Below are 12,761 nucleotides of genomic sequence, written 5' to 3'. Positions count from 1 at the left end.
TGCGATGCGCGGTGTTTCTCGTTTGGCGAGTGGCGTCGTCCTGGCGGGAGTGCTGCGGGTGCCATGTGTCCCCTCGATTTCGCTCTCGGGCCTTTGTCATGACGATGGATACGCGGATGTCGAATCAACATGAGGTTGAAGTTTCAGTCGGGGGGCGACTCAACACCCCGAAGCAGCGCCAGGACGACGCGGTGGATGTCCTCGCCGATGCCCTCTGGGAGTTGTGGCTGCGTCGACATGCGCAGCCGCAACGACAGGCGCCCGCGTGGAGCGCGGAGGAGAGCACGCATGGCTGAGCCGCGGACTCTCGACTTGTCTTCTTTTGGGGACAGAGCGTCCATGGCTCTCGCCCGAGGGCCTGCTGCCCCGGGCAAAGGAGACAACACCATGGCGAAGAAGGAGACTGCGCGGGCCGCGCGCCAGCAGTTGGCGGACGTGCCACAGCAACTGGCCGCGCTGGCCAGCATGTCGGTGCCAGAGTTGGCGGAGAAGTACCTGGAGGTGTACGGCGAGCCCACGCGCAGTCGGAACCGGGACTACCTGAAGAAGCGCTTGGCCTTCCGGATTCAGGAGCTGGCCGAAGGGAGCCTCTCCACGCGCGCCGTGACGCGCATTGCCGAACTGGGCGACAAGCTGCCCGAGCGCTGGAGGATGCGACAGGTGGAGGATGCGAAGCCCGCCGCGCCGTCTCCATCCGCTGCGGACGCACGCGCACCCGCTGCGGACGGGCGCGACGCGCGCCTGCCGCCGCCGGGCACGGTGCTGACGCGCGTGTTCAAGGGGACGACGCACCAGGTGACGGTGCGCGAGGGCGGAATCGAATACGAGGGCCAGCTTCACCGTAGCCTCTCCAGCGTGGCCAAGCTGATTACGGGCACGGCCTGGAATGGCTTCAGCTTCTTCGGACTCAAGGCCGGCAACTCGAAGGCGGTGACGTCATGAGCGGCGGCCCTGCCTTCTTCCAGACGCAGATGGGACATCGCTTCTACGAGGGGACGATGCCGCAACTCGTCCGAGAGCTGCGGCGCCTCAACGACAGCCTGGAGCGGCTGGTGGCCGTGGCGGAGCAGCTCTCCGGACCGAAGCAGTCTTCGAGCGCCGAGCCGGTGCCGCCGCCGACGCCCGGGGATTCGGAGGGGAGATGAGGAAGAGCAAAGCGACACCCACGGACGCGAAGCGCTGCGCCGTCTACACGCGCAAGTCCACGGCGGCGGGCCTAGAGATGGAGTTCAACTCGCTGGACGCCCAGCGCGAGTCTTGTGTCTCCTACGTGCAGCGCCAGCCCGGCTGGGCGTTGGTGGATGAAAGCTACGACGACGGCGGCTTCACCGGCGCCAACATGGAGCGGCCCGCCTTCCAGCGGCTGATGCAGGACGTGGACGCATGCCGGGTGGACGTGGTGGTGGTGTACAAGGTGGACCGCCTCTCCCGCAGCCTCCTCGACTTCGCGAAAGTCATGGAGCGCTTCAATGCGGCGGGCGCCTCCTTCGTTTCGGTGACGCAGAACTTCAGCACGGCGGACGCGATGGGCCGGCTGACGCTGAACATGCTGATGTCCTTCGCCGAGTTTGAGCGGGAGATGATTTCGGAACGAACGCGGGACAAGGTGGCCGCTGCGCGCCGCAAGGGGCTGTGGACGGGGGGACGCGTGCCGCTCGGCTACGACGTGAAGGACAAGCGCCTCGTGGTGAATGAGTACGAGGCGGTGGTGGTGCGGGAGGCCTTCGAGCTGTACCTCCAGCACCAGCAGGCCTCGGTGGTGTCGCGCCTCCTCAACGAGACGGGGCGCAAGACGAAGCGGTACGAGGCGCAGAGTGGTGCCACGCGCGCGGCTCGGAAGTGGACGACGCAGGATGTGCTGCGCCTCTTGAGGAGTCCCCTGTACGCGGGCTTCGTGCCGTATGGCGACGAGGCGCACCCAGGCGAGCACTCACCCATCGTGGACAGGGCCACCTTCCATCAGGTGCAGGACATCCTGGAGGGCCGCGGCCCCGGCCTCCAGTACCACGGGCGCAACCCGGACTACGTGCTGCGAGGCCTCCTGCGCTGCGGCATGTGCGGCGAGGCCATGACGCCCGGTTCCACGCGCAAGGGCACGCGCGAGTACCGCTACTACCGCTGCGTCACCCGGGACAAGCAGGGGAAGGAGGGGTGCCGGGCCTCTCCGCTTCCAGCCGCCGCCCTGGAGGACTTCGTCGTCGCCCGGCTGCGGGAAGTCTCGGTAGGTGGGGGCTTCGCGACGCAGGTGCATGCCCGCCTCACGTCGCGGCTGGAGGAGAAGCACAAGGCCCTGCGCGCGGAGCGCGCGCAGCTCCCGAAGGATTTGGCCAAGCGCGCCGGGGAGTCGAGGAAGTGGGTGGACTCCCTCTCGAAGCTGGAGGGCTCCTCCCGGCGCCTCCTGGAAGAGAAGCTGACGGCCGCTGAAGAAGAGTCCGCCGACATGAAGAAGCGGCTGGCGGAGGTGGAGCGCGCCCTGGACGCCATGGAGGGAGAGAAGCTGGAGGCGGCCTGGGTGGCCCAGGCCTTGGCGGACTTCGATGCGGTGTGGGACGCCCTGACGGCGACCAACCGGGGGCGCCTGCTGCGGGCCCTCGTCGGCCGAGTCGTGGTGGACGAGGAAACGGATCGCGTGGATGTGCACCTTGCCCATGCCGGTGAACCCGCGACGCCCGCTCGCGGGGAGGTGGCGGCGTGAGCTCGAATCCCGAGTCCCGGCCGGTGGAGGCCGGCCTCGTCAGCGCGCAGTTCCACCGCGTGCGTCGGGCGAAGGTGCGTTTCCGAGAGGGGGCGCGCCCCGCGCCGCGAGAGGCGGCGCGCCGGCCAGCGCACGTCGCGCGAATGCTGGCCCTGGCGCACCATGTGGAATCCGCCATTGAGCGGGGACTGGTGGCGAGCGCAGCGGACGTCGCCGGTCAACTCGGCTTTACCCGAGCGCGTGTGACGCACCTGCTGGACTTGCGGTTGCTGGCGCCCGACGTCCAGGAGGAGGTGCTCTTCCTCGATGCCGTGGAAGGGAAAGAGCCCCTCAGTGAGCGAGGACTCCGGGCTATTGCTCACGCGGGGACGTGGGAAGCGCAGCGCGAGCGCTGGCACGAGGTGAGGGCTTCATTCTGAGACGGGAGTCCGAATGCCCGGACTCCTTGGTGTAGCGTGAGTGCGAGAGGCTGAATTGTTGTCCGCGTTGAGCGTGCGCGGGTTGGATGCCCCGCGAGGAAAGAGAGCGAGAGCACATGCAGAACGACATGAAGAGCACCATTCAGGCCGCTGTGGCGGAAGAGGTGGGGAAGGCGATGGCCCGGCAGTTGGACCTGCTGGAGCAGATTGCTCAGTTCCTGGGCATTGCGCCTGGCTCGAATCCCGCGTCGTCAGCGCCGAAGCGCACCCCTGTGCCTCCTCCCGCGTCGAAGCGCCAGCCCGCGCCCGCCACCGGGCCCGCGCCGAAGCGCCCGTCCTCGGTGCCCGTGCGGAAGTGGGTGAAGCCGAAGCCGGAGGCCGCGCCCAAGCCCACGAGGACGAAGGCCGCGCCCCAGAATCGCCGAGGGCGCCCGCGTGCGGCGGGACGTACAGCGGTGGTTGCCACGCCCAGCTCCAGTCCCAGCCCCGCGACGTCTGTCACATACGCGGAGGGGCAGGAGGTGCGCTACAAGCAGGGGCGGGGCACCTTCTCTGCGAAGGTGACGGCCGTCGACGCGAAGGCGAAGACGGTGACGGTGGAGCGCGTCTCCGATAACAAGAAGGTGGTGCGCCCCTTCGACAAGGTGACGCCCGCCTGAGTCTAAACGACAGAGCGCGATTCTCGATCAGCCTGGAGGGTAGGCGGGCGCCAGCAGTGCGGGGAAGGGGCAGGGACTCGCTCCGTTCGGCCTTGTGTGCGCAAGAACCGGAGGAAGAAGCGAGCCCTGCCTCAGGGAGGGCAACAGCTGCGCCTGGGCTGTCGTGACCGCAGGCGGCTGATTCGCTGGGCCGAGAGGACTGGCTGCCCGCTCACCCTGCGGCGGTGCCTGGCGGTGGCCAAGGTCGCGAGTGGGCAGTCACGAGGCCAGGCGGCGCGCGAGTTGCTCTGCGCCACGTCAACGGTGATTTCCGCGGTCCGTCGTTACCAGGAGCACGGGCGCGAGGGACTGGTGGACCGGCGAGCCTTCAATGGCCCAACCAAAGTGGATGCGCGCTTCCGAGAGACATTGTGCCGGGTACTGGAGGGAACGCCGCAGCAGTCGGGCTGGCGGCGCACCACGTGGACGCGTGAATTGCTGGCACGCGAGGTGGAGCGCCGAGGCAGGGTGCGCGTGTCGGCCGCGACGATGGGACGCGCGCTGGCTTCGGTGGGCGCTCGTCGCAAGCGGCCTCGGCCCGTCGTGCGCTGCCCCTGGCCCGCGCGGCAGCGGCTTCGGCGCTTGTGGCAACTGAAGTGCCGGGCCGCGTACGCGCGGCCCGAGGAGCCCGTCTTCTACGAGGACGAGATGGACGTGCACCTGAATCCCAAAATCGGGCCCGACTGGATGCTGCCCGGGCAGCGGCGCGAGGTGGTGACGCCAGGCAACAACCAGAAGCGCTACGTCGCCGGAGCCCTGAATGCGCGCTCCGCTCAACTGACGTGGGTGAAGGGCGAGCGGAAGACAAGCGCGCTCTTCATCGACCTGGTGCGGGCGGTGGATGCGGCCCATCCGAAGGCGAAGCGTCTGCACTTCATCCTGGACAATGCCGCCACCCACTCCAGCAAGGTGACCCAGAAGGCGCTGGCCGCACTGGGCGGGCGCGTGGTGCTGCACTTCCTGCCGCCGTACTGCCCCGAAGGGAACCGGATTGAGCGCGTGTGGTGGGACGTCCACGCCAACGTCACCCGCAACCACCGCTGCAAGAAAATGGAGGCCTTGATGTTCGAGGTGGACACCTACCTGGAGGCTCGGAACGCTCAGGCCACTCCCAGCCCCGTCCTGCGCGCCGTCACCGCGCGACGCGCAGCCTGAGTCCCATCGAGATTCGCGATCGGTCGTTTAGGCCGCGAAGCGCCCTCTCCGGAGGGCGCTCCTGCGGCCAGTCGCTCGAGGGCGGCAAAGCGCGCCGCGCTCATTGTTACGGCGCGTCGGCCATGTCTTCGAGCTGCCCCTCAACGAGGGCGCGGTAGTGGGGCACGACTTCTACGGCAAGCACGTCCCGCATCTCCTGGCGGGCGCGGCCGAAGTCCCCCTTGTCTTTGTGCTGGTACATCCGGTGCAGCGCATCCATGAGCCTGTGGGAGCCTTCTCGGATGCGCCGGGACTCCTCACGTAAGAGGCCCAGCGCACCCTCCTCCGTGGCGAGCGCGCTCTCGGCTTCACTGTCGCTGATGCCCACCTCGGAGGCCGTGCGCCTCAGCAGTGCCTTCGCCTCGGTTGTGAGGGCCAGGCGCCCTCCTGTGGTGGAGACACGACGTGCCAGTTCGCGAATCGGGCCCCAGTCAACGGTTTCACTCACGAGTCATTTTCCTTTGCGAGCAGCCCAAGCCTGCGTGCGAAGTCAGGGCTGGGGCCTCTTGCACCCAGGAGGGGGATAGGCGCCCACGGGCCTGCGGCCTGTCCGCTGCGGGTGTCAGAGGGCTTCACAGGCATGGAAGGTCATGTTAATTCGACGGTCAAGTCAACTATACCTTGATTGTCCCGGGGAGGTGTCCGGTGATGGCGAGGTTCGCTGCCCTTGGGGCCGCGCCCCTTCATTCAGGAGGATTCACAGCCATGACGAAGCGTTCGGAGGACGATGTGACGACGGAGGATTTTCCGCGCGGAGTCCCCACCCTGCCTGCACCTGGCGCGGCGCACTTCCTCTTCGAGGTAGAGGGCGTGCGTTACGAGGCGGTGCGGGAGCTGGAGGTGCGGCCGAATGGCGAGCAGCTGCTGAAGGTGGAGCGGCGCGTGGCGGATGGCGCGCTATCCGGTCCCTGTCTGGTCCGCCGAATTGCCAGCCCCTCCACGTACATGCAGCGCAAGCGGATGATTGAAGAGGTGCAGTTGGCCTTTCGCCTCAACCACCCCAACATCGCTCAAGTCTTCCACATGCAGGTGGATGAGGAGGAGGACGCCCCCTACGTCATCATGGAGTACGTGGGTGGGCCCTCGCTGGAGACGCTGGTGTGCGCGGCGCTGGTGAGCGGGAAGCCCCTCTCTGAGGGCTTCTGCTTGTACGTGGGAGCGGAGGTGGCGGACGCGCTGCACTACGCGCACACGCTGACGTCGGAGAAGGGAGTGCCCCTGGGCATTGTCCACCGCGACGTGAGCCCTCGTCACATTGCGCTGGGGCGGCATGGAGAGGTGAAGGTGCTGGACTTCGGAGCGGCGTACTCGCTGCTGGTGGGGCGGGAGGAGTCGCCGGAGAACCTGCTGCGCGGCGACGTGGCCTACGCCTCTCCGGAGTACCTGCGCAAGGAAGGGCTGACGCCTCGCTCCGACGTCTTCAGTCTGGGGGTGTTGCTGGTGGAAGTCCTCACGAACAAACACCTCTTCGAGGTGCACGACGCCCCGGTGGTGGCGGCGAAGGAGAGCCGGTTCCAGACGGAGATGCAGCCCTCTCTGCCCTTGGGGCAGATGCAGGGACTCATGGAGTCCTTCGGACCGGAAGTCGTCGAGAAGGCGGTGGCCCACCTCAATGTGGACCTCAAGGCGGTGCTGCACACCGCGCTGCGCCTCAATCCCGAGGAGCGCTTCGCGACGGCGGCGGACCTGCGGGATGCGCTGCGTGGTGCCGCCCATGCCCAGCTCCGCGAACCCTATGGGCGAGCGGAGGCCGCCAAGGAGACAGCCCGTGTCGTGTCCGAGGGCGGGGTGCTGCGTGACGAGGTGGAGTTCGGCGAGGCCGGCCTCTACCCGGTTGGCCTGGAGAAGCACGAGCTGGGACTCCCGAAGAAGGAGTAGGACGCTGATGCTCTGCTTTCGTGTCCTCCGCAATGGCCGGCACCTCGCCACCGCGGGGGTGCCGGACTTCGGAGTCCTCTCCACCATTCTGACGTGGGTGCGCCGCCCCGATGACGAGTCCAACGCCAACCCGGAATTGGAACTCCACGTAGGGGGCTCCGTGGGCAGGCAGTACAGCGAGAACCTGACGTGGTGTGACGTACCCATCCGCGCGGGCGACGTCCTTACGGTGGAGGTGCGTGACGACCTGGAGGCCGACCCTCCGCGGACGCGCCGTGTCGACGAGGAGGCGGGGCTGGACGATGTTTCCCGCCTGCGGTTGCAGCAGAAGCGTCTGGAAAAGCTACTCGCCGAGGTGAACGAGGAGCTGCGGGAGTGCGGCGGGGCGTAGCGGGGTGCCTCCTCCTTCGGATGGGGAGGTGCTTCGTCATCGCCGGGGACCGCTCATGCTGGGGGACACGCGTGCTCCAGTGCAGGGCTCCGAGGTATGGGGCTCTGCCCGCCAGGCCTGCTCCCTGCTTGGAGTCGCCAGAGCGCTGGCCGCAAGTCGCTTGGCACTGGGGGAGAAGGCAGTGCGAGCCGTTTTGCGGCGCCCCTCCTCCCAGGAAGCTGCGTCAGCGGGCCAGCTCGGTGGTGATGCGGACGAGGGCGTCCAACTTCGCCGCGTCGAGCTTCCGCGCGAGGAAGAGAAGGCGGCGCAAGGTGACGGTATCCTCCGGCCGAGTTGGCGACCCTTTGTCGGGGGACTCGGTCAGCCCCATCATGTCCTCCGGGGAGACCATCAACGCGACGCACAGCTTCTTGAGCGTTTCGACGCTCGGAATCATGTGCCCGCGTTCGACTCGGCTATAGACGGCAGGGGCCATCCCCACGTGCTCTGCGACTTGGACCTGCGTCAGACTCATCTGCTCCCGAGCGAGGCGGGCGATGGCGCCCAGGTGCGTTGCAAGCTGTTCGTTCATAAGGTGCAGGAGAGTATACCCGAATTGCTATTTGTCATGGGAACACCATTCCATCAGCGCACGTCCGCCAGAAGTTGGATGAGGGCGAGTGCCTGGTGCGCGTCCAGCTCGCGCACACGGCGGAGCAGGGACTCCTTGGCGGCAGCGACGACGTCCGGTGGCAGCGAGGCGGTATAGCCCAGTAACTCGTTGGGAGTGGTGCGGAGGGCGGGGCACAGACGGTACAGCGTCTGGACGCTGGGAAGCATTCGCCCTCGCTCGAGCCGGCTGTAGACGACGGGAGAGATGTCGATGAGGTGGGCTACGTCCACCTGTGTCAAGTGGGCGCGAATACGGGCCGCGCGCGCGGTGTCGCCGATGATGGCGGGCAAGGGGCGGGAGGGCTCCTTCGGAAGGGCGAGAGTGCGGATGTCAGGGTGGATATACATGCCAAATAAACTATACCTGATAGTCTAGTCGGCTTCACCTTTCGGTGTGGCTCGGAGTCTCGTGGTTGGTGGTCGGAGGTGGGAGAAGACTTCGCGCGATTTCCCCGGGCTTCTGGTAGCGTGGGCCGGCACCGGGGAGGGTGCTGAATGCGCATGGCCGTAGTCCTGCTGTCCGACAGCGTCGCCATGAGGACGTCGCCATGAGGGACAACGGCCCCCCGGCCGTGCTGTCCCCTGGGGACGTGGTGAAGGGCTACACGGTGGTGAGGCACCTGGACCAGGGCGGCTTCGGCACCGTGTACCTCGCGACGAACGACGGGCAGCCCTGCGCCTTGAAGCTCGTGGAGCGGCAGCGCGTCGAGGGGCGGGTCGAGAGAGAAATCACCATCCTCTTGAGCGTGAAGCACCCCAACGTGGTGGGGATTCGCGGCTTCTCGTATTGGCAACTGCGGGAGCGCGAGTTCGCCCTCATCGCCATGGAGTACGTGGAGGGGCGGAAGCTGAGCGCGTGGGTGAAGGAGGAGAACCCTTCGGCCCGGCGGATTGCGAAGGTGACGCTCGACGTGGCGCGGGCGCTGGTGGCCTCGCACGAGGCAGGGGTGGTGCACCGGGACGTGAAGGACGCCAACGTCATGGTGCGCGACGCGGACGGCCTGGCGGTGCTGGTGGACTACGGCATTGGGGACTACAAGGGCGCCCCTGGCATCACCCAGTCGATGCTGCCGCCGGGGACGATGGAGTACCGGCCCCCCGAGGCGTGGCTCTTCATGGAGCAGCACGCGGGGCACAGAGGCGCCCGCTACGTGTCCGTCCCCTCGGACGACATGTGGGCCCTGGGCACTGTCCTCTACCGCCTCCTCACGGCGAGGCTGCCCTTCGACGAGGCGACGGACCCCGAGTACGTCCAGGCTGTCATTGGCAAGTCGCCTGTGCCCCCTCACCTCGTCAACCGCTTCGTTCCGGAGCGGCTGGGCATGTTGTGCATGCGGCTGCTGGAGAAGGACCCCGCTGCGCGTCCCGCCGCGAGCGCTGTCTGTGCGGCCCTGGAGGAGTTGCTGGCCGAGGCGGAAAGGGAGGCGTGGGACACGCCCCTGTTCGAGGCTTATGGCCCGAACTCAGCAACCACCGAGGGCGAGGTGAACGCGCTGACTCGGTGGGCGAAGCGGCCCCTGCGCCAGATGCGCCGGGGCAAGGCGCCGGTGCCGGAGTTGCCGAGAGAGTGCCCGCCCGCAGCATTGCTGTCCCAAGCCGCTGCAGGAACTGCTGCTGCGCGGCCCCTGGAGGCGGAGCTGCCGGGCTTGGCGCATGAGGCGGGAGTGGACGTGGAAGCCGCAATGGAGGCGGACGCCGCGCCGCAAGCGACGCCTGTTGCCCCCGTCGTCGAGGCCGGGCGGCGCTCGTTCCCCGTGCGTCTCAGGATGGAACGTGTGCTGGGCGCGGGGCTGCTGGCCATAGCCCTCGCGGCTGGGGCGTACTTCTCACAGCGGACGGCCTCACCGAAGCTGCAGGCCGGCCCCGGTCAAGAAGTAGCGGCATATGCCAAGAAACCTCAAGCTGCCCCGGCCGCAGCTCCCATCGGGCCGGAGGCAACACCTGCGGCCGTCGCTCCCCCTGCGACGCTTCGCGAGGTGACTGCAACCGTGACGACGACGACGAGTGACTCCCCGAACTCCCCGCCGGTGCCTGCCAAGAAGGCCACGAGGAGCGTCGGCACTGCCCTGGCGACGACGGCTCTCTGCACAACGCTCGCATGCTCGGGTGCTCAGGTGCGCTCGCCGCCTGAGCCCGAGGACTGCCCGGACGGGGCTGTCAAGGCCATGGCGAAGTTGGGAGTCGAGGTCGGGTATACCCATCCTGGTGGGTTCCCCATCAAGGGGGACGCAAGGGTCATCTCCGTGCGTGAGGGGCCAACCCAGATCGACATGTATGGGGAGTGGGGGCGGCTTGGTGATGGAACGGTATTCTCTGGGCGGCTCATCCTGGGCGACCGCGTCTATGGCCGGCTGACTCGGGCACGCACCCGCGAAGGGAGCTTTCCCGTGTGTCTGGAGGTGCTGTCGACAGGTGGGGATCGCGGACTCGAGCTGAAGGGTGGTGGTAACGACTCCAGCAAGATCCGCGTCTTTTCTGAGCTTCAGGTGAGAGCGGTTAGCGAGTTTGAATGAGGCGCTGCCTCATCCTTCAAGAGCTGCTGTTGCCAGCATTGGGGCTGGTCACGCTACGGAGCATCAACTGCGTGTCTTCTACGTTTGCGGGGTTCTGCTCGTTGCTTCTGGTTTTGGGTGGGGCAGCTCATGCCCAATCGGCGAACTCCGCATCGAATAGCGTGATTCGCCGTGTCGAGTTGGCGCCGGAGGACGTTCGAACAGCGGTCGAAGTCGAGGTGAGCCCTGGGCTTTCGACCGGCCTCTTCTTTGATTCCGAGCTGAAGCGCGAAAGCATTGAGCTTGAGGGGCGTGATCGGTTTTCGTTGGTGGACATCGGAACTGCAACGATAAGGCTTGTACCGTCGGATCGTCTTACTCCCAATGAGAGACTGCGGCTCACTGTGCGATTCCAGGATGGCGCAGTCCCGGCGAGCGCCACCTTCCTATTGAATGTGCACCCGGCGAAGGCTGAGCCAGTCGTGGAGGTGTACCGCAGAAGGCGGGCGGTAGAGACGTACCAGCAGGAGGCGCGGGAAGCGCGGGCCGATGCGGAGCGCCTGCGCGATGAACTCAATCGGCTCCGGGGCGAACGGAGTTCTCCAGGAGGGCTGACAGGTCTCATTTCCACACAGGTGATGGACCGGCAGGGCGTGGAGGGTCGCGATGTGAGCGAATTCATTGTCCGCACGCCCAATAGCGCATTGGTATTGCGCCAAGCCAACAGCTACCGCTCCGTCCAGCGAGTTGCGCTAGAGGTTTGGCTGGAAGTCCCAACAGGGGCGCAGCCATGGATGGCAAGCGGGGCGTCGCTGAGAGGCAAGTCAGGCGAGGAGCTGACGGTGCTGCAAGTATGGCAGGCGGAACCAGCCGCCCCTGGTGGGAAGCGGCAGGTGGTCGTCGAGGCGCAAAGTACGCCCACGTCAACCCGTGGCCCATTCACCCTGAAGCTGTGGGAGGCGGACGGGCCTCGCACCGTCACGCTGGGCAACATCACCTTCCCATAAGCTGGAGTGCGCGCGAGTGGCTGCGCGCCCCCGTGGTGGCTACAGTGATCGCCCGGATGGCGACGCGCCCGAACCACCTTCATCACTCCACCTCGAAGTAGGCGTTGGGCTTGCGAACTACGCAGGGACTTCCTGCACCGTCATGGGAGGCGCCTGCTGGCGGTCGTCATGCGCGAGTGGCCGTCTGCGTTTCGTTGGACAGCCGACCTAGCAGTCGCTGAGGAGCGCTGCCATGGTCATTCCTATTCGCGCGGTTGGCGCCGTGAGCGAGGCTGACGTCGTGGCATGGCACGTCTGTCCATACTCCCAATGGGCCGGGTCGCCTGTGACTCTTGCAGTCAACTCCCCCACCCGGTTCGCCGTTCTGTCGGACTGAACAGGGAACCTCTGTGCTGAGCGCCCCTGCTGGGGCCTGCCACGGAGGCGTCGATGGGCATGCATCGGAGTTGGGGCGTCGTCTTGCTGCTGCTGTTGCCCAGGGCCGGAGGGGCGCAGGAGGCCAACACTCCAGAGGACTTCGACGCCACCGTGCGCAGGCTGGAGGAGGCCATCTCGGACACGCCTTCCGGCGAGGAGGAAGAGGGAGAGGCTCAGCCCGAGGAGGAGGCTTCTGCGCCCGCGGCGTCCGACTCCGCACCGCCGATGACGAACCTGCTGCGCATGGACGCGGCGACGTGGACGTTGCTGCCTCGGAGGGGCGCGGGCACCGAAGAAGGCTTCGTGCAGGTAGAGCCCATGGTGGCCCTAGGGAAGGGGGAGTCTTTCCGCCTCATTCTCGGGGCGCCGGTACGGCTGCGGCTGTGGGGTGGAAGGGATGGCGCGGGCCTCGTGAGGAAGGAGGACTGGGACACGCTGTCCGATTGGGGGCAGGTGGTGCGCCTCTTCATGGTGGGCGGAGACACGCCCAACTCGGTGTGGCTGGGGATGATGGAGGGCTACTCCCTGCTGTCCGGGCACTTGGTGCGGCGCTACGGCAACCGCGTCAACCCCGACTACCACCCGGCTGGCGTCATCGCGACGGGGACACTGGGGCCGGTGTACGCGGAGGCCTTCGCTTCGGACGTGTTGAGCGCTCGCCTGGCGGGAGCCGAAGTGGCCCTGGACGTGCAGCATGTCCTCTTCGGCCGCCCTCCTGTTCCAGGCCGCTACACGCTGGCGCTCTCGGCGGTGCATGACTGGGGGCGGATGGACGGCACCGCGCGGCCCATGGCGCTGGCGCACCTGGACGCCACCGCCGTGGTGTTGCGGCGAGGGCGCAAGGGGCAGAGGGTGGAGGCGCACCTGCTGGGCGGCTGGGGTGGACGCCCGGGCGAGGGCGGAGCCTGGGGCGCGGTGG

General features: G+C 67.3%; 14 protein-coding genes and 1 pseudogene. 12 read left to right on the top strand and 3 right to left on the bottom strand.

Annotation, left to right across the window (positions count from 1 at the left end):
• Window positions 1-116 precede the first annotated feature (116 nt).
• The 7 genes from HUW62_RS40540 to HUW62_RS40510 all read left to right on the top strand — a co-directional run bounded on the left by HUW62_RS40540 (window position 117) and on the right by HUW62_RS40510 (window position 4,967).
• Window positions 117-296: a hypothetical protein gene (locus HUW62_RS40540; RefSeq protein WP_176437475.1), complete on the top strand. Its 180-nt coding sequence runs from the start codon at window positions 117-119 to the stop codon at window positions 294-296.
• 91 nt (window positions 297-387) lie between these two features.
• Window positions 388-942, top strand: a complete 555-nt coding sequence (locus tag HUW62_RS40535) for a DUF2924 domain-containing protein (protein WP_176437474.1) — start codon at window positions 388-390, stop codon at window positions 940-942.
• The gene (locus HUW62_RS40530; protein ID WP_176437473.1) at window positions 939-1,145 is read left to right on the top strand and encodes a hypothetical protein; all 207 of its coding nucleotides are present in this window, start codon (window positions 939-941) and stop codon (window positions 1,143-1,145) included. Before HUW62_RS40535 ends, HUW62_RS40530 begins: the two co-directional genes overlap by 4 nt.
• A complete protein-coding gene (locus HUW62_RS40525) occupies window positions 1,142-2,695 on the top strand; it encodes a recombinase family protein (protein WP_176437472.1) in 1,554 nt (517 codons plus the stop codon). The genes HUW62_RS40530 and HUW62_RS40525 overlap by 4 nt, the downstream gene beginning before the upstream one ends.
• Window positions 2,692-3,114: a hypothetical protein gene (locus HUW62_RS40520; protein ID WP_176437471.1), complete on the top strand. Its 423-nt coding sequence runs from the start codon at window positions 2,692-2,694 to the stop codon at window positions 3,112-3,114. Before HUW62_RS40525 ends, HUW62_RS40520 begins: the two co-directional genes overlap by 4 nt.
• Window positions 3,115-3,230: 116 nt before the next feature.
• Window positions 3,231-3,773: a PspA gene (locus HUW62_RS40515; protein ID WP_176437470.1), complete on the top strand. Its 543-nt coding sequence runs from the start codon at window positions 3,231-3,233 to the stop codon at window positions 3,771-3,773.
• A 234-nt stretch (window positions 3,774-4,007) separates the two neighbouring features.
• Complete coding sequence (locus HUW62_RS40510) at window positions 4,008-4,967, top strand: IS630 family transposase (RefSeq protein ID WP_368670608.1); 960 nt, start codon at window positions 4,008-4,010, stop codon at window positions 4,965-4,967.
• A gap of 106 nt (window positions 4,968-5,073) precedes the next feature.
• Here HUW62_RS40510 and HUW62_RS40505 read toward each other — a convergent pair whose 3' ends face one another.
• Window positions 5,074-5,454, bottom strand: a complete 381-nt coding sequence (locus HUW62_RS40505; protein WP_176437469.1) for a DUSAM domain-containing protein — start codon at window positions 5,452-5,454, stop codon at window positions 5,074-5,076.
• A 257-nt stretch (window positions 5,455-5,711) separates the two neighbouring features.
• Here HUW62_RS40505 and HUW62_RS40500 point away from each other — a divergent pair, with 257 nt between their 5' ends.
• Together HUW62_RS40500 and HUW62_RS40495 are read left to right on the top strand one after the other, a co-directional pair.
• Window positions 5,712-6,884, top strand: a complete 1,173-nt coding sequence (locus HUW62_RS40500) for a serine/threonine-protein kinase (protein ID WP_176437468.1) — start codon at window positions 5,712-5,714, stop codon at window positions 6,882-6,884.
• A gap of 7 nt (window positions 6,885-6,891) precedes the next feature.
• Window positions 6,892-7,275, top strand: a complete 384-nt coding sequence (locus tag HUW62_RS40495; RefSeq protein ID WP_176437467.1) for a hypothetical protein — start codon at window positions 6,892-6,894, stop codon at window positions 7,273-7,275.
• Window positions 7,276-7,498: 223 nt separating this feature from the next.
• Here the strand turns inward: HUW62_RS40495 and HUW62_RS40490 are convergent, their stop codons facing one another.
• Window positions 7,499-7,846, bottom strand: coding sequence for a helix-turn-helix domain-containing protein (locus HUW62_RS40490; protein ID WP_176437466.1), 348 nt, complete (start codon window positions 7,844-7,846; stop codon window positions 7,499-7,501).
• 53 nt (window positions 7,847-7,899) lie between these two features.
• Window positions 7,900-8,274, bottom strand: a complete 375-nt coding sequence (locus HUW62_RS40485) for a helix-turn-helix domain-containing protein (RefSeq protein WP_176437465.1) — start codon at window positions 8,272-8,274, stop codon at window positions 7,900-7,902.
• 200 nt (window positions 8,275-8,474) lie between these two features.
• On the opposite strand from HUW62_RS40485, the gene HUW62_RS40480 reads away from it, so the two are divergent.
• The 3 genes and pseudogenes from HUW62_RS40480 to HUW62_RS40470 all read left to right on the top strand — a co-directional run.
• A complete protein-coding gene (locus HUW62_RS40480) occupies window positions 8,475-10,439 on the top strand; it encodes a serine/threonine-protein kinase (protein ID WP_176437464.1) in 1,965 nt (654 codons plus the stop codon).
• On the top strand, window positions 10,436-11,425 hold the full coding sequence (locus tag HUW62_RS40475) for a DUF2381 family protein (RefSeq protein WP_255203923.1): 990 nt from the start codon (window positions 10,436-10,438) through the stop codon (window positions 11,423-11,425). Before HUW62_RS40480 ends, HUW62_RS40475 begins: the two co-directional genes overlap by 4 nt.
• Window positions 11,426-11,854: 429 nt before the next feature.
• Window positions 11,855-12,761 (top strand): annotated as a pseudogene (locus tag HUW62_RS40470) (hypothetical protein); the annotation flags it as partial.

Source organism: Myxococcus sp. AM011 (genome assembly GCF_013372595.1).
Classification (GTDB): domain Bacteria; phylum Myxococcota; class Myxococcia; order Myxococcales; family Myxococcaceae; genus Myxococcus; species Myxococcus eversor.
Note: the sequence above shows the minus strand (reverse complement) of the source record. Positions and strands in the feature narration are given on the sequence as shown.